15 protein-coding genes and 1 pseudogene are annotated in these 16,426 nt (G+C 72.2%); 8 read left to right on the top strand and 8 right to left on the bottom strand.

The annotated features are described in order from the left end of the window. Positions 1–1,556: 1,556 nt before the first annotated feature. From OG715_RS31485 to OG715_RS31465, 5 genes and pseudogenes are all read right to left on the bottom strand, one after another. Positions 1,557–1,817 (bottom strand): annotated as a pseudogene (locus tag OG715_RS31485) (metal-sensitive transcriptional regulator). 188 nt (positions 1,818–2,005) lie between these two features. After that, positions 2,006–4,174, bottom strand: a complete 2,169-nt coding sequence (locus OG715_RS31480; RefSeq protein ID WP_266273912.1) for an MMPL family transporter — start codon at positions 4,172–4,174, stop codon at positions 2,006–2,008. 104 nt (positions 4,175–4,278) lie between these two features. Further along, entirely contained in the window at positions 4,279–4,668 is a 390-nt protein-coding gene (locus OG715_RS31475) for a DUF302 domain-containing protein (RefSeq protein ID WP_266273913.1), read from the bottom strand. A 34-nt stretch (positions 4,669–4,702) separates the two neighbouring features. Continuing rightward, on the bottom strand, positions 4,703–5,008 hold the full coding sequence (locus OG715_RS31470) for a rhodanese-like domain-containing protein (protein WP_266273914.1): 306 nt from the start codon (positions 5,006–5,008) through the stop codon (positions 4,703–4,705). Positions 5,009–5,207: 199 nt separating this feature from the next. After that, positions 5,208–5,474, bottom strand: coding sequence for a metal-sensitive transcriptional regulator (locus OG715_RS31465; protein ID WP_266273915.1), 267 nt, complete (start codon positions 5,472–5,474; stop codon positions 5,208–5,210). A 186-nt stretch (positions 5,475–5,660) separates the two neighbouring features. Between OG715_RS31465 and OG715_RS31460 the strand changes: the two genes are divergently transcribed. The 3 genes from OG715_RS31460 (at position 5,661) to OG715_RS31450 (ending at position 7,484) form a co-directional block, all read left to right on the top strand. Beyond that, positions 5,661–6,128, top strand: coding sequence for an OsmC family protein (locus tag OG715_RS31460; protein ID WP_266273916.1), 468 nt, complete (start codon positions 5,661–5,663; stop codon positions 6,126–6,128). Positions 6,129–6,185: 57 nt separating this feature from the next. Then, a complete protein-coding gene (gene trxA, locus OG715_RS31455; RefSeq protein ID WP_266273917.1) occupies positions 6,186–6,548 on the top strand; it encodes a thioredoxin in 363 nt (120 codons plus the stop codon). Between the two features lie 504 nt (positions 6,549–7,052). Further along, a complete protein-coding gene (locus OG715_RS31450) occupies positions 7,053–7,484 on the top strand; it encodes a VOC family protein (RefSeq protein WP_266273918.1) in 432 nt (143 codons plus the stop codon). A 45-nt stretch (positions 7,485–7,529) separates the two neighbouring features. Here OG715_RS31450 and OG715_RS31445 read toward each other — a convergent pair whose 3' ends face one another. Both OG715_RS31445 and OG715_RS31440 read right to left on the bottom strand, forming a co-directional pair. Next, positions 7,530–8,159 carry an OsmC family protein gene (locus OG715_RS31445; protein WP_266273919.1) on the bottom strand — a complete coding sequence of 210 codons (630 nt, stop codon included), beginning with the start codon at positions 8,157–8,159 and terminating at the stop codon, positions 7,530–7,532. Between the two features lie 91 nt (positions 8,160–8,250). Further along, positions 8,251–9,633: a rhodanese-like domain-containing protein gene (locus tag OG715_RS31440; RefSeq protein WP_266273920.1), complete on the bottom strand. Its 1,383-nt coding sequence runs from the start codon at positions 9,631–9,633 to the stop codon at positions 8,251–8,253. Positions 9,634–9,881: 248 nt separating this feature from the next. On the opposite strand from OG715_RS31440, the gene OG715_RS31435 reads away from it, so the two are divergent. From OG715_RS31435 to OG715_RS31415, 5 genes are all read left to right on the top strand, one after another. Continuing rightward, on the top strand, positions 9,882–10,247 hold the full coding sequence (locus tag OG715_RS31435) for a rhodanese-like domain-containing protein (protein WP_407661041.1): 366 nt from the start codon (positions 9,882–9,884) through the stop codon (positions 10,245–10,247). Further along, on the top strand, positions 10,244–11,029 hold the full coding sequence (locus tag OG715_RS31430; protein ID WP_266273921.1) for a sulfite exporter TauE/SafE family protein: 786 nt from the start codon (positions 10,244–10,246) through the stop codon (positions 11,027–11,029). The genes OG715_RS31435 and OG715_RS31430 overlap by 4 nt, the downstream gene beginning before the upstream one ends. Before the next feature lie 102 nt (positions 11,030–11,131). Next, on the top strand, positions 11,132–11,698 hold the full coding sequence (locus OG715_RS31425) for a rhodanese-like domain-containing protein (RefSeq protein WP_266273922.1): 567 nt from the start codon (positions 11,132–11,134) through the stop codon (positions 11,696–11,698). A 245-nt stretch (positions 11,699–11,943) separates the two neighbouring features. Beyond that, the gene (locus OG715_RS31420; protein WP_266273923.1) at positions 11,944–12,306 is read left to right on the top strand and encodes a hypothetical protein; all 363 of its coding nucleotides are present in this window, start codon (positions 11,944–11,946) and stop codon (positions 12,304–12,306) included. 355 nt (positions 12,307–12,661) lie between these two features. After that, positions 12,662–14,389: an aminotransferase class V-fold PLP-dependent enzyme gene (locus tag OG715_RS31415; protein ID WP_266273924.1), complete on the top strand. Its 1,728-nt coding sequence runs from the start codon at positions 12,662–12,664 to the stop codon at positions 14,387–14,389. A 222-nt stretch (positions 14,390–14,611) separates the two neighbouring features. Here OG715_RS31415 and OG715_RS31410 read toward each other — a convergent pair whose 3' ends face one another. Continuing rightward, positions 14,612–16,042 (bottom strand): MFS transporter, encoded by a 1,431-nt coding sequence (locus OG715_RS31410; protein WP_266273925.1) that lies wholly within the window; start codon positions 16,040–16,042, stop codon positions 14,612–14,614. Positions 16,043–16,426: the final 384 nt, after the last annotated feature.

Here is a 16,426-nt window from a genome sequence, read left to right as displayed (position 1 = left end):
GGGAGGGTCCGGTGGCGGACAGGCCAGCACATACTGATTCCCTGGTCCGCGCCCGCATCGGGGGTCGTCGGAGAGTCCTTCCGGCAGCCCCCACCTTCCAGACTCACCCGTCCAGGCGCGGCCCGCCATCGGGCAATGTCCCTCGCGGCGCACCGAGAACCGTGCGCCGGCGGACCGAGCCAACGAACGCCCGGGACCGGACAGGTCGGGCGCAGCGCCAACGGATGTCCTCGACGACACGCCCGCACCCCCCGTCCCACATACCCCCTCCGGTATATTTGAGGCATCGGCCTCGCCGGGGCCGTCGAGAGAGGATTCATGCGATGTGCCGACGCGTCGTCTGCCGGACTTGCAGCAAGCTCACCTACGCCGGATGCGGCATGCACGTCGACCAGGTGCTGGCGGGCGTACCCAAGTCCAACCGCTGTGACTGCAGCAAGGATGCCCGAAAGGCCAACGGCTGGCTGGGGAGACTGTTCGGCCGGCGCTGACGCCCCCGCCCACCGGAGCTGCACGGTTGCCACCGGGGGCGGTCGGAGGCTGCGGCGCCCCCGGTCGTTGGGCCAAGCCGTGCGGGCCGACCGCGCGGGGCCCGCACGGCCGCAATTCGCACCTGGCCGCAGGCCGTCCGGCCACGAATCTGGTGCCGCTGCTTCCGATCCGGTCGCCATCGCGGGGCTGGGGGCGCCACGCGCTGCTCGCCGTCAACCGGGCCCGACCGGGCCAACGACCATCGTCATGGAGATCGAGACAACCGCTTACGGCACTCCGGCCATGGCCATCGGCGGGATCCCAGCCCACCCCGGCCTGCGTGCCGCGCTGCTCCTCCTGGGCACCGCGTACACCGCACTGGAAATGGGCCGACCACCGTCGCCATACGCCGGACCCGCGAGCCGCCCGCACCGAAGCCGCCCTTCGCCCGGCGCCGGCCGGTGGGGCCCGCCCAGCCGATCCGGCCAGCACCCGGGTCGCCCGGGTCACGAGCCCCGGTGACAGAACCCCGCGCTCCGCAGCCGTAGAGGGCGTGGCCCGCGGCTCAACGAGGCGCCTGCCTGTGACGTCGTCCCGCCGCTGCACGCCGCCCACGGCCTGCCCGTCGCTCGGATCGGCCTTCCTCCCCGCCCTCCAGTCGGCCAGGCGGGCCCGCGCAGTCCGCGTCCACCAGCTCTGCCACGGCGGCGGCCTCGCCATCGACGCCGCTCTCCCCTGCACCCTTGCCGACGCGAACCGGGCCGCCGCCCCGCCCGCCGCCCCCGGCCCGCCGCAGTGCGAACGCACAAGCACCCGCCCCGATCCCGGCCCGCGGCGGGTCGCCAGGCGGCATGGACAGGATGCCGCCCGCCGACTCCCGGCCACCACACACCCGCGAGGAGATCCGAGCGGATCCGTGTTCAAGCCGCGCACGGCCGGCGGCCGGCCGGCCGGCGCAGCGGCGGGTGGGCTGTCGGGCGGCTCTGCCTCGGCGTGCCGTACGGACGGACCGTCGCAGCCGGTCCGGCATGACGTCCCTGTGGACGGCAAGGACGGCTTCACGTCGCCCGGACCTGGGTGGGGCGTCAGACGAGGGCGAGGAAGAGCTTTTCGAGTTCCGTTTCGGTCCTGGGCGTTGTGTCACCGTCGACGGCGGTCATGCACCGGCGCGTGCCACCGGCGGCGACTTTGAATCCGGCGCGATCGAGGGTCGGGAGACGGCGGCGGGCTCGGTGACGATGTCCTGGCAGTCCCGCCCCGCCTCGATCATTGCGCCGGCTCCGGCGAGTTGGCCCTGCGCGGCGCAGGTGGTTGACGACGGCACTGACGGGCTCGTCAACCTGCATGGCATGCACTCTCCTTGGACGACTTTACCCAGGGGTTGTATGAGCGGGGCGGCCGGACCCGCGACCGGCCTTCCGGTCACGGGCGGCGGGCCACGGCGCCGAGAGGGCGGCAGTTCGACATCCCTCCGGTGCGGCACGCCGAAGGTGGCAGGGCCGCCGCTGTGCGACCCCGCCACCGATGGTGCGGGTCAGCTGTGGGAGAAGCTGATCTTCGGCAGGACCCGGTCGAGCCAGGCGGGGGTGTGCCAGGCGGCGCGGCCAGTGAGGCGGAGGATGACCGGGAGCAGGACGAGCCGGACGAGTGCGGCGTCGAGGAGGACGGCGACGCCCAGGACGATGCCCATCTCCTTGGGCGGCAGCGGGCCGGAGATCGCGAAGGTGAAGAAGACCGCGACCATGACGCCGGCCGCCGCGAAGATCACCCGGCCGGAGTGGGCGAGCGCGCCCACCATCGCCTCCTTGGGGTCACCGCTGCGCTCGTAGTGCTCCTTGGCGGAGGCGAGCAGGAAGACGGTGTAGTCCATCGCGATGGCGAAGATCATCGCGAAGAAGAACACCGGCGCCCAGCCGTCCAGGAAGCCCTGCGGCTTGAAGCCGAGCAGCCCGGCACCGTGGCCGTCCTGGAAGACCAGCCGGGCGACTCCGAAGGCCGCCCCGGTGGAGAGCAGGCTGGCGGCGGTGCCGAGCGCGGAGATCAGCGGAGCGCGCAGCGCGATCAGCAGCAGCAGGAAGCCCAGTCCCATGACCACGCCGATGACCAGCGGGGTCTTCTGGGTGAGCAGGTGCTGCAGGTCGAGGTTCTCCACCGCGGCGCCGCCGACCATGGTGTCGTGCGGGAGTTCTGCGCGCAGGGTGTTCAAGGTGGAGCCGAGCTGCGGGCTGGACGGGTCGACGGTCGGGACGGCCTGGATCATCGACCATCCGGAGCCGTCGGCGGCGCTCTGGGCAGGCATCACTCCGGCGATGCCGGGCGTGTGGGCGATCTGCGCGCCGACCGAGGCGGCCTGCCCGCTGGGGGTGATGATCTGCAGGGTGCCGGGGGCGCCGGGGCCGAAGGCCTGCTGGACGGCGGTGTAGCCGGCGCGGGCGCTGTCGTGGGCGGGGACGACGGTGATGGACGGCATCGCGGTGCGCAGGCCGATGACCGGTGCGGCGAGGGCGATGAGCGCGGCCAGGGCGATGGCGCCGTAGCGGACGGGGTGCTTCCACAGGCGCTCGCCCCAGGCGGCGAAGCGCGGTGAGCGGTGTTCGCCGGTCTTCACCCAGGGCAGGGCGAGGGCGTCGACGCGGTGTCCGAGCTTTCCGAGGACGGCGGGCAGCAGGGTGAGGGTGGCGGCCAGGACGAACAGGACGGCGAGCATGATGCCGCCGGCCATCGAGCGGAACGCCGGGGACGGCACGAGCATCACTGCGGACAGGCTGACCAGCACGGTCGCCCCGGAGAGCAGCACGGCCTTGCCCGCGGTGTCCATCGTCTCCGCGACCGCCTCGGCACTGTTCAGTGAGCGTCCCATGCGGGCGCTGCGGAAGCGGACGACCAGGAAGAGCGCGTAGTCGATGCCGAGCGCGAGGGCGAACATCATGGCGAAGTTCATCGCCCAGATGGAGACCGGGAAGAGGTGGCTGATCAGCACGAGCGACCCGGCGGAGGCGGCAAGTCCGGCCATGGTGAGCAGCAGGGGCAGTCCGGCGGCGACCAGCGAGCCGAAGGCGAGGACGAGGATGGCCAGGGTGACCGGCCAGGACATGATCTCGGACTTCATCATGGCGTCGTGGTTGGCCGTGTTGAAGTCGCTCCACAGCACGGAGGCGCCGGTGGCGTGCACGCTGACACCGTCGGTGGACAGGGCGTTCAGCGGCCCCTTGAGGTCGTCGGCGGCGCGGACCATGTCATCGGGGTTGGCCTTGGCGCCGGCGAGCAGGATGGCGGTGCGGCCGTCCTGGCTGATGGTGGTGCCGGGCTGGGGCGGGACGACGGTGGAGATCCGGGGGTCGGCGGCCGCGACGGCCTCGGCCTTGCCGATGACCTGCTGGACGGCGGGGTCGGTGACCGGCCGGTCGGCGGCGACGACGATCTGCAGGGCGGTGGAGGCGTTGCCCGCGAAGTGCTGTTCCGCCAGTTGGCGCACCTTGACCGACTCGGAGCCGTTGGCCTGCCAGCCGGCGCCGGAGAGGGCGCTGGTGACCTGCGGGGCGAACGCGCCGAGCGCGACCACGACGAGCAGCCATCCCACGAGTACGGCCTTGAAGTGCTCGGCCGACCAGGCGCCGAGGCGGCCCAGGAGGCCGGCTCGGCCGGGAGTTCCGGGCGGCGGCGCGGTGGGGGGCTGGGCGAGCGATGTGTCCGGGTGGTTCACGGGGGTGCTCCGTTCCAAGGGCGGCCCAGTGGGCTCGCTATACGGGTGGGGGTATATGAAAGACCGGGAAAAAGGGCCCGCGGGGGCGGGCCCGGGAGGGACGGTCAGCCGGCGAGGACGTCCAGTGCGGCGCGCAGCCGGCCGGCGGCCTCGTCGGCCACGGCTTCGAGCGCCGGCTGCTCGGTGACCCGCACCATGAGTTGCGGGTCCATCACCTCGACCACGGTGCGCCCGTCGGCCGCGCGGACCACCACATTGCACGGCAGCAGCAGCCCGATCCGCCGGTCTACCTGGAGGGCATGGTGGGCCAGCGCCGGGTTGCAGGCACCGAGGATGACGTACTCCTCGATCTCCTCGCCGAGCTTGGCCCGCAGGGTGGCCCGGACATCGATCTCGGTGAGGATGCCGAAGCCCTGCTCGGCGAGTGCGGCGCGCACCCGCTCGACGGCCTCGGCGAAAGGCAGGTCGAGGGTGAGGGGAATGCCGTAGTCCATGGCGTGCTCCGTTCGTGGCATGAGGTCAGGGAGGTCAGACGGCGAGATCGCGGCCGGAGAGCGACCACTCTGCGGTCCCGCCCCGGACGGAGGCGGCGTCGAAGCCGGCCCGGCCGAGCAGTTCGGCTCCGATCCGGCTCCGGTTGCCGGAGGCGCAGATCACCATGACGGTGCGGTCGCGAGGCAGTTCGGCGATTCTTCCCGCGAGCATGCCCAGCGGGACCCAGCGGGCGCCAGGCACATGCCCCGCGGCAAACTCGAAGGCCTCACGCACGTCGAGCACCAGCGCGCCGCGTGTCCGTGCGGCGGCGAACGCCTCGACGTCGACTTCCCGAACCATGATCCACCTCCATAAATACCCCTAGGGGTATGCAACAGAGTACGTCAACACCCAGAGGGAGATATGCATTCCACTGAGGGTCTTTGGGGCGTGTCGCACGCCCTCACGTCCCGGCTGCCGGATGTCCCGGCCTGCCCGCAAGCAGGCCGGGAGGGCATGGGACCGCACCACACGACGCCGCCGATGGGCGGGCGGGACGTCAGGCGAGGGCGAGGAAGAGCTTTTCGAGTTCGGCCTCGCTCATCGGTGGCGCGTCGCCGTCGGCAGCGGCCATGCACTGGCGCATGCCACTGGCCACGATCTTGAATCCGGCCCGGTCGAGGGCGCGGGAGACGGCGGCGAGCTGGGTCACGATGTCCTTGCACTCGCGCCCGGCCTCGATCATCGCAATGACGCCGGCGAGCTGACCTTGCGCGCGGCGAAGGCGGTTCAGGACCGCGCCGACCGCGTCGTCGTCGACCTGCATGTGCGCACCTCCAGAGTGTCGTTCCCCCTCCAGTTTACCCCGTGGGGTATATATCGGGCGCAGGTGGGGATCAAGGGCCCTCCCGGCAGGGCCGGTCGGCTCTGGCCTGTCGCTCGGCACCGGTCTCCACTGGAACTGAACCCGACCGCCACCGGCCGTTTCGCGGCCCGTCGACAGGAGCAGACCGTGACCTCGCCCGCGCAGAGCGCCTCACCCACCGACTCCGGCGCAACACTCCCTCCTGGCCGGATCCGGATCGAGCACCTGACCGGAGACCGCTACGAAATCGCGGTTCGCGGCCACCGCCTCGTCGTGGACCAGCCGGTCGAGGACGGCGGCCAGGACGCCGGCCCCACCCCGACCGAACTGTTCGCCGCGTCGCTCGCCTCGTGCGTGGCGTTCTACGCCGGCCGATACCTGGTCCGGCACGATGTCGATCCGAAAGGGCTGCGGGTGGACGCCGGTTTCACGATGGCCACCGACCGCCCCGCCCGGGTCTCCGAGGTGACCCTCACCGTGGAGCCGCCGAAGGGCCTGGACCCGGCCCGGTACAACGCACTGCTCGCCGTCGCCTCGCACTGCACCGTCCACAACACCCTCCACCGGCCGCCGACCGTCCGCATCGAGACGACCCCGTCCGACGGACCGGAATAGCCGACCGCGCTTCACCGTTAACATACCCGTGGGGGTATTTGCGAGAGGAGATCGGCCATGGCCACTGTCGAGCTGACCGAGAAGAACTTCGACGAGATCGCCGGCGGCGAGGGCATCGTGCTCGTGGACTTCTGGGCCGCGTGGTGCGGTCCGTGCCGGATGTTCGCGCCCGTCTTCGAGCGTGTGTCGCACAAGCACCCGGACATCGTGTTCGGCAAGGTCGACACCCAGGCGCAGCAGCAGCTCGCCACCGCCTTCCAGATCGCCTCGATCCCGACCCTGATGGCGGTGCGCGACGGCATCGTCCTCTACGCCCAGCCCGGCGCGCTGCCGGAGGCCGCACTGGAGGACGTGATCCGCCAGGTCCGCGCCGTGGACATGGACGACGTGCGTCAGCGGATCGCGGCATCCGCCGCGTAGTCCACAAGCCCGCCGGACGAACCGAGGGCCGCCGGAAGAGCACGCTGCGCCGACCGGCTTCGTGACGGACCGATGGGCGCAGGCCGCCGGGCCGCATCACCTGCACCACGGGTGATGCGGCCCGGCGGCCTGCGCCCGCCCGGCTGAGGCCTGTTGCGGCGTGCTGGTCATGGCGGCTCGTTGATGGCCGTGACCAGCACTGTTGCTCCGTCGCGGATCGCCGGCTTCGTGCAGACACGTCCGCCGAGTGCCCGTCGGCTCTGTCATGCACCTCTTCGACCGCCCCCTGCTCGACACCTTTGCGGAGGTCCCCGAGGGCCCGAGGACGGCTGACCTGCCGCAGCGGCTGTGGCGGCTCACGCAGGTGCTGCTCCGCTAGATTGGAGCTGAGACCGGACGACCTTCTTCCACGTCTGCGAGGGCCTCCGTGGCGAGCAGCCCTGGCGTCCGCCGGTGAGTACGTACTTCAGTCGCACGACGCGGCCCGAACGTCTGGAGTAGGACATGAAGCCGAATCGCTCCATTCCGGCGTCGACGGTGATCCCCGTCCTGATCTATCCCGATGTGCGCGAGGCGGTTGCCTGGCTCGGTGCAGCCTTCGGGTTTGCCGTGCGGGTGCGGATCGGCGAGGACCACCGCGCACAGCTCGCTTTCGGCGATGGTGCCGTGATCGTCGGCGATGTACGACATGATCGCCGCCCGCCACGCCCCGGCGAGGTCACACACTCGGTGATGGTGCGCGTGGAAGACGTTGGCGCTCACTACGAGCGGTCCCGGGAGCATGGCGCACGCATCATCATGGAACCGACCGATTTCGACTACGGCGAACGGCAGTACACCGCCGAGGACCTTGCGGGCCACCAGTGGACGTTCTCGGAGACGCTCGCAGACGTTGCCCCGGAGGAATGGGGCGGAACGTCCGTCACGACCGATTGACCCATCCTCAGCGTCGCTGCGCGGCGGCGTGGGTAGCAGCCCCCGTCAGAGTAGGTCGACCATGACCTTCGGTGGGTGCCGGAGGGTGTTGGTGACCGCGCACCGGGTGAGGGCCTCGCGCAGCGCTGCGTGCCGCTGCGGGTCGAGGCCGGGCGGTAGGGCGAGGACCAGGCGCAGGGAGGTGATCCTGGCGGGCTGGTCGTCGAGTTCGTCGTAGTGGGCGGTGACGCGCAGGGTGTCGTGCGGGAGGCCCCGGCTTTCCAGGAATCGGGCGGCGCGTTCGGCCGCACACGTTGCCGCGGATGCCACCAATTGCTCCACGGGAGTGGGCGCCGGGGCGCGACCTCCGGCGGTGAGCAGGTGCCGGCCGTTTGCGGTCGCGGCCCAGCCGTGGGGGCCGGCACGGGCAACCTCGACCACCCTCCGGGCGGCCGTCGGTGACGACTCCCCCTCGGCACGGGCTGCCTGGTCGAGCAGGCGCTGTGCGAGTTCACGCGCCTCGGCCGGGCTGAGTCCGGCCCAGATGCGGGAGGTTCCGCCGGTCTCGGGTCCGACATCGAGGGTGACCCGGCCGATCCGGACGGAAGGGCCGTCAACCTTGAGCTGTCCTACGTCGATCCGCCGCCCGCAGGCGGTGACGAGCGGCTCCGCCGCCTGGACCACCATGTTCGCCATCACTCCCACAACCCTTCCATAAATACCCCCATGGGTATCTATGGAAGCGGTCGCGGGGCGGTGGGTATTCCTTCCGGACCAGGGACCGGGTTCAGGCGGCGGGCTGGTGGGCGGCTGCCCAGGCGGCGTAGCCGCCGAGCAGGTCGGAGACGTCACCGTAGCCGTGGTGGCGCAGGAGGCTGGCGGCGATGGAGGAGCGGTGGCCGCCGGCGCAGTGGAGGACGAGCGGGCGGTCGGTGGGGATCTCGTCCAGACGGCCGGGCAGTTCGTTGAGGGCGATGTGCACGGAGTCCTCGACGGCTCCTTCGGCGCGCTCGCCGCAGGTGCGGACGTCGATGACGAGCGGCGGCAGGTCGGCGGTGAGGGCGGTGCGCAGCTGGTCGACGGTGAGGCGGCTGGCGGGTGTGAGGTCGTCGGCGAACGCGGCGAGGGCGCTCTCCGCGTCGGCGAGGTGGCCGGCGGTGCGGTCGAAGCCGATGCGGGCGAGGCGGGTCACCACTTCCTGCTCCTGTCCGTCGGGGGCGACGACGAGGAGTTCGGCGTCCGGGGTGAGGACGGCGCCGGCCTGTTCGGCGAAGCGGCCGTCGGCGGGGACGTTGATGGCCCCGCGCAGGTGTCCGGCGGCGAACTCCTGGGGGCTGCGGGCGTCGACGACGACCGCTCCGGCTGCGCGGCGGGCGCGGAACTCGTCGGCGGTGAGCGGGCGGTGGGCCTGGGCGGTGTCGTAGAGGGCGCGGTCCTGGCGGTTGAGGGTGGCGTCGTAGCCGAAGTAGCCGGGCGCGGCGGACTGGCCGGCGGTGACGATGGCGACGAAGTCGTCCTCGCCCATGGGGGCGCAGGCGTAGTTGGTGGCGCGCTGCGCACCGATGGTGGACTGGCGCTCGGTGGAGAGGTTCTTGCCGCAGGACGAGCCGGCGCCGTGGGCGGGGAAGACCCGGACCTCGTCCGGCAGCGACATCAGCTTGCGCTGGACGCTGTCGTAGAGCATCCGGCCGAGCTCCTCGGCCGTCACGCCGACGGAGGCGAGCAGATCGGGCCGGCCGACGTCGCCGATGAACAGCGCATCGCCGGTCAGCACGCCGTACGGCACGGCATCCTCGGCGCGCTCGTACGCGAGGACGCTGATCGACTCGGGGGTGTGGCCGGGGGTCTCCACGATCTGCAGGGTGACCTCACCCAGGCTGATCCGCTCGCCGTCGGCGAGGTGGCGGATCGGGTACTCCGTCTCGGCGCGCCGCCCGTAGCCGATCCACGCGCCGGTGCGGGCCGCCAGCTCCAGGTGGCCGGCCAGGAAGTCGGCGTGGAAGTGGGTGTTGATCACGGCCTCGATCGTGAAGCCGTGCACCTCGGCGTCCGCGACGTACTCGTCGATGTCGCGCCGCGGGTCCACCACGACCGCGCGGCCGGTGGCCTCGTCGGCGATGAGGTACGAGGCCTGGGAGAGGCAGTCGAGGTAGTACTGGGCGAAGAACACGTGGATCGCTCCTGTTCCTGAGGCATGGCAGCCCGGGCCGATGCGGCCGAGTCGGGCCGCCGCGTGAGCCCGAAAGATACGGGGTGGGGTATCCCTTGCCTTCAAAGATACCCCCATGGGTATTATCGGAAGCAAGGGGCGTCGTTCACAGGCCGCCGCGCACTCCGCCCCTCACCGCCCGGCCAGGTCGCCACCGTCACCTGGGCGCCGCTTCCATCGACTCGCAACACACCCACCGGAGGCCAGCCATGCTCTCGACCCACCAGCCACCCGCCCCGCCGCAGGCCACCCCGGCCGAGGCCGAGCGGATGGTCGCGACCGGCCGGGCGGTCCTCGTCGACGTCCGCGAGCAGGAGGAGTACGCCGCGGGCCGATCGCCCTCCGCGCTCTGGGTGCCGCTCGGCGTCCTCGACGCCGGTGACGATCTGCCGCCCGACGCGGTGGGACGGACGGTGCTGGCGATCTGCCGCTCGGGCAACCGCTCGCAGCACGCCGTCGCCCTGCTCACGGCGCGCGGCGTCACCGCCGTCAACGTGGCGGGCGGGATGCGGGCCTGGGCCGACGCCGGGCTCCCCGTCGTCACCGCACACGGCGCAGGCGGCCAGGTCATATGACCACGCTCGTTCTCGCCCTGATCGCCGGCGCCGTCGTCGGCCTGGCACTCGGCGGCCTCGGCGGAGGGGGCAGCATGCTCGCCGTCCCCGCCCTGATCTACCTGCTCGGCTTCACCCCCGCCCACGCCGGCACCGCCAGCCTCCTCATCGTCGCCGCCACCTCGCTCACCGGGCTCCTCGCCCACGCCAGGGCCGGGCGCGTACGCTGGCGCACCGGTCTCTTGTTCGCCGCCGCCGGACTCCCCCTGGCCGCCGCCGCAGGCGCGCTCTCCGCCCACCTGCCCGCCACCCTGCTCACCGTCGCGTTCGCGGTGCTGGCAGCGTTCGCCGCCTGGCGCATGCTCGCCTCGGCCCGCAAGCCCAAGGACTCCGCCCGGTACCGCACCGGCGACCTGGACGCCGACCGGCCCAATGCGAGCGGCCCCGGGCGTTCGGCCGCCGCCGGCGCCGGCCTCGGCGCCGTCACCGGCCTGCTGGGAGTGGGCGGCGGCTTCCTCGCCGTCCCCGCCCTCGTCTCCGTCCTCGCCTTCACCATGGCCGAGGCCGTCGGCACCAGCCTGCTGGTCATCACCGCCAACTCCCTGGCCGCACTGGTCCCTCGCATCGGCACGACAGGCTCGCTCGACTGGGCCGTCATCGCCCCGTTCACCGCCGCCGCCATCCTCGGCGCCTGGGACGGCAAACGCCTGGCCGACCGCTTCAGCAGCCGCACCCTCCAGAAGGCGTTCGCCGTCGCACTGCTCGCCGTCGCCGCACTGATGATCACCGACGCGCTCCGCTGACTCCGCACACAACTCCCGGACGCCGGCACCCGTCTGCGGCACGCTCCCCCATGGACGCCGACGTCCCGACGGCGCCCCGCCCCATCGGAAGGACCTCACCCCATGGCAACGCCCCTGACCGTCGAGCAGCTCCACCCCCGCCTCGAGCAGCTCACCGTCATCGACGTTCGCTCCCCCGGCGAGTACGCCGGCGGCCACATCCCCGGCGCCCACAACATCCCCCTCGACCAGCTCGACCGCGCCCTGCCCACCCTGCGCGCAGCCGCCGCGCACGGCGCGATCGCCGTCGTCTGCGCCTCCGGCGCCCGCTCCCAGAACGCCTGCGAGAAGCTCGCCGCCACCGGCATCACCGCCCACACCCTCATCGGCGGCACCTCCGCCTGGGCCCAGAACGGCCACCCCCTCAACCGCCCCGAAGGCGCACGCGCCGTCTGGGCCATGGACCGCCAGGTCCGCCTCGCAGCCGGCTCCCTCATCGCCCTCGGCATCCTCGCCGACCTGGCACTCCCCGGCGCCCGCTGGTTCTCCGCCGCCGTCGGCGCAGGCCTCGCCTTCGCCGCGATCACCAACACCTGCGCCATGGGCGCCATGCTCGGCAAACTCCCCTACAACCGCCCCCGCACCGGCGGCCCCGACCTCGACACCACCCTCGCCGCACTCCACCGGTAGCCGCCCGCCGCCGGGCACGCCGCACAGGCCGTGCCCGGCACACCGCCGAGACCATGAACAGCGCACCGACGGGGCATCCACGCAACAAAGCCCCGGGGCTTCGCCCTCAACCCGATGCGCGCCCTACTCGGCGCGACCGACCGCCCAGACACCAGTGACCGGCTCCACCCCGACAGCTGAACTTGATTGAGCGATGTCGGGTAATCGCCTGACAGCCGAGGGTCAGGTCCGGTAGGTCTATGCAGGTGAACGCCTCCGACGAGACCCCTGAGGTCAACGACCGGGCCAACCCCGCGGACGGCGAGCCCACCTCCTTCGCCGAGACCGCGAAGAACTGGTACAGGAAGCACAAGCCCAAGATCGTCGCCGTCGGCGCCGTGGGCCTGGCCGTCGTCGGCGTGGTCGCCAGTCTCGCCGAGAGGCAGGACACCGAGGACATCGAGGATTCCGAGCCGGTCTTCGCCCCTGAAACCATGCACGAGCCTCGTCGGTCCCCCAGCGCCTATGCCGTTGACGACTTCCTGCGGAAACTCCCCGCCGGCCAGCGCGCTAGCGAGGCAAAGCAGGCGAAGTACAAGGAGGGCGACAGGGGAAGACCTTCCTCCTGATCACACCTTTGTCGATGGGTGGTCTTTCCCGGGCGGCTCCCCGGAGGACGGGAATCCCGATCCACCCGCAGCCTGACTCGGCGGGTACCGTCGCGCGCTGATCATTCCTGTGCAGTACCGACGGATACCGTTAAGGACGGTCGGATTGCCACTGACCTGCGGTTTTCTGAAGCGGGAGACGCCGATCCCGCCCACCCGGGCCCGGCGCCGGCTGTACCAGCGGAAGGCCTGCGAGGAGCTGTGCGGGAGGGCCGTCCGGCTCTGGCCCGCCGGGAGCCGATGCGGGATGCTGGCAATCAACGGGGTTCTCCGGGACCACGCCGACCGGTCCCGGCCGCCCTGACAGGAGGGCGACGTGAGCACCACCACCGCATCGGGCGAACGGTCCACCTCCCCCGCCCCGCCCTCACCGCTGCTGGAGCGCATCCGGGCGGGCATCATCGGCGAAGGCGAAGTCCTGGACGGCCCCTACGGACCACGCAGGGTCACCTACGCCGACTACACCGCCTCCGGCCGCTCAATCGACTTCATCGAGGACTTCATCCGCGAGGCCGTGCTCCCTCGGTACGCGAACACCCACACCGAGAGCTCCGGCACCGGTCTGCAGACGACGCGGCTGCGCGAGGATGCCCGCCGCATGATCCGGGAGAGCGTCGGCGGCACCGACGACCACCTGGTGATCTTCTGCGGGTCCGGCTCCACCGCCGCCGTCAACAAGCTCATCGGCATCCTCGAACTGCGGACGCCCACCGGTCTCGCCGCCCGGCTCGGGCCCGACGGACGACTGCCGCCCGGTGAGCGGCCGGTGGTCTTCGTCGGACCGTACGAGCACCACTCCAACGAACTGCCCTGGCGCGAGACCGTCGCCGACGTGGTGACCATCGGCGAGGACGCCGACGGGCACCTCGACCTCGCCGACCTCGCGGCCCAGCTCGCGCGCTTCGCCGACCGGCCGCTGAAGATCGGCAGCTTCTCCGCCGCCTCCAACGTGACCGGCATCCTCACCGACGCCGACCGCACGGCCCGCCTCCTGCACGACCACGGCGCACTCTCGTTCTGGGACTACGCCGCAGCCGCGCCGTACGTGCCCATCCGCGCGGCCGACAGCGCCCCGGGCCGGGGCGACGGCAAGGACGCACTGTTCCTTTCCCCGCACAAGTTCCCCGGCGGCCCGCAGACACCCGGCGTGCTGGTCGTACGCCGGGAACTGGTCCGCAACCCCGTGCCCACCGCGCCCGGCGGCGGCACGGTGCTGTTCGTGGACCCCACCAGCCACCGGTACCTCGACGACCCGGTCGCCCGCGAGGAGGGCGGCACACCCGCCATCGTCGAATCCATCCGCGCCGGCCTGGTATTCGGCCTCAAACAAGCCGTCGGCACCGACCTGATCCAGGCCCGCGAGGAGAGCATGTGGCACGCCGCCCTCGACCGGTGGGAACGCAACCCTCGCATCGACGTCCTCGGCAGCCACGCCGCCCGCAGGCTGTCCATCGTCTCCTTCCGGATCCGGCACGGCCACCGGTTCCTGCACCACAACTTCGTGGTCGCCGTCCTCAACGACCTCTTCGGCATCCAGTCACGCGGCGGCTGCTCCTGCGCCGGCCCCTACGGCCACCGCCTGCTCGCGATCGACGCACCGCACTCGCACGCCTTCCGCGACGAGATCGTCGGGCACCGGTGCGAGGGGATCAAGCCGGGCTGGACCCGGATCAACTTCCACTACTTCCTGTCCGACACCGTCCGGGACTACCTCATCGACGCCGTCGACCTGCTCGCCGACAACGGACACCGGCTGCTGCCCGACTACCGCTTCGACCCGCGCACCGGACTGTGGCGCCACCGCGACGCCGCGGCCGGACCGCCGCTACGACTCACAGACACCGGTTATGACGAGCACGGCCACCTGCACTGGCCGCACGGACGCGCGCGGATGGGCGAGGAGGCACTCGCCGGACAACTCGCCGAAGCCCGCACGCTGCTCGCCGGCCTGCCCGACCCCGTCGCCTCCGGCCCCTGCGCCCTCCCTGCAGACTTCGAAGCCCTGCGCTGGTTCCCGCTGCCACCGCAGTGCCTGGCACCGTGACGGCGAACGGGCCGGCCACCACCCGCACCACCGTCCGTACCGGCGCCCACAACGCCCCGGCCTCGGCCCCCCCTGCCGGCTCCGCTCGCGGCCGACGACCCTCGGCGAGTCCGCCATGCTCTGCCCTTCGGGCACCCGCTCCGCCCCCGCCCCCGGGGCACCACCCGCGATCTACGGCTGACTGCTATCCGGCTCGGGCACTCTCCCGGTATCCCGGGCAGGTCAAGGGTGGTGGGAGGCGTATCCGAGTGCCCAAGCGAGGGCGGCGAAGGCGAGCAGGACGAGGGTGGCGGTGCGGGCTCCGGTTCCGGTGCCGCCGAGGTGGAGGGCGAGAGTGACGGCGGCGACGCCGATGGCGGTGCCGAGGCCGCGGGTCATGTTGACCATGCCGCCGCCGGTTCCGGCGGCGGTGGCGGGGATGGCTTTCATGACGAGGGTGTTGTTGGCCGGGATGAAGACGCCGAGGGCCAGGCCGAGTAGGGCCAGGGGGCCGGGAAGGAGTGCGGGCTGTTGCGGGACAGCGGCGAGCACGGCGAGGGCAGCGATGCAGCCGGCAGCGCCGTAGCGGCTGCGCCGCTGGTCGGTCCAGGCGGCGGGGAGGAGGCGGTCCGCGGTGGTCGCGGCGAGGGCGAAGCCGAGCGGGAGTGCGGTCAGGACCAGGCCGGCGATCAGAGGTGGGGTGCCGTGGCGGTCGAGGTCGACGGGGACGAGCACGAGGGGGCCGAACAGTACGAGGTAGCCGCACAAGCCGGCGGCAAGTCCTGGGCCGATCCCGCCGGTGCGCAGCAAGGCCAGGTCGACCAGGGGGCGGGGGTGGGTGTGCTGGCGGCGGGTGAAGGCCCACCCGGCGAGGATCGCTGCGCCGGCGAGGGCGAGGGCGGTCCAGAGGGGCAGGCGCAGTCCCGAGGCGATGGACAGGGCGAGCAGGGCACAGGTGGTGGTGGCGGCCAGGAGCAGGACGGCGGCCGTGTCGATGCGGGTGCTGGTGGCGCGCTGGCGTGTTCGCGGTAGCAGGTAGTGGCCGGCGATGAGGGCGATGACGCCGATGGGGACGTTGACACCGAAGACCCAACGCCATCCGACCGTGGCGACCAGGGCGCCGCCGATGGTGGGGCCGAGTGCGAGTCCGAGGGCCTGGCCCGCGGCCTGGATGCCGAGGGCGGGCCGCATCTTGCCGGGCGGGGCGCTGGTGGTGACGAGGGCGACGCTGTTGGCCTGCATGAGGGCGGCGCCGGCGGCCTGCACGGTGCGGAAGGCGACGAGGGCGGTCAGGGTGGGGGCGAGTCCGCAGGCGGCGGAGGCGGCGGTGAACACGGCGAAGCCGTAGAGGTACATGAGTTTGCGGCCGCGGGCGTCGGAGAGGCGGCCGGCGGGGACGAGCAGCGCGACCAGGGTGAGCAGGTAGGCGAGGGAGACCCATTCGACGCCGGCGAGGGTGGTGTGGAACTCGTTGCGGAGCGGCCGGTAGGTGAGGGTGACGATGCTGGCGTCGAGTTGGCCCATGAACGCGCCGAAGCAGACGGTGGCGACTGCCAGGCGCCAGGCCCGGGGGCTGGTGCGTATCGCGTCGGGCCGGGGCCGTTCGGTGGTGAGCAGGTGCCGAAGGCGCGGTGTGGCGGGGTGCGGGTCGGTTCGGTGGTCGCGGACCGGCATGGCGGCATCCCCCGGAGGGTTCGGCTGGGAGTGAGGGTGGGGACCGCCTCCGGCGGGATTTTCGGTGGCGGCACCCACGAACAGATTACATCTGCCACAGACATTATCTATAGGGGACGTGTTCGGTATGGGAATGAATTTCCGATGACGTTGTGGTGTGCGGCCCGGTCACGCGCGGGTGCCGGTCCACGCGAGAGCGGAGACGGTGAGCACCGCGAGCGCCAGGGCTGCCAGCAGGCGGGCGGGGCCAGGGTGGGCGACGGTGCGGCCGGGCGGGGGAACGCCAGACGGCCGATGAGCAGGAGTGCGGGGACGGCTACGAGGAACTCGGTCGCGGGAATGCCGGCAGTCTCAGGTGCGGCGGCCTGGAGCACGCGGTGCACG

Source organism: Kitasatospora purpeofusca (assembly GCF_036010405.1).
Taxonomy (GTDB): Bacteria; Actinomycetota; Actinomycetes; order Streptomycetales; family Streptomycetaceae; genus Kitasatospora; species Kitasatospora purpeofusca.
This window is presented reverse-complemented; position numbering and strand designations above follow the sequence as displayed.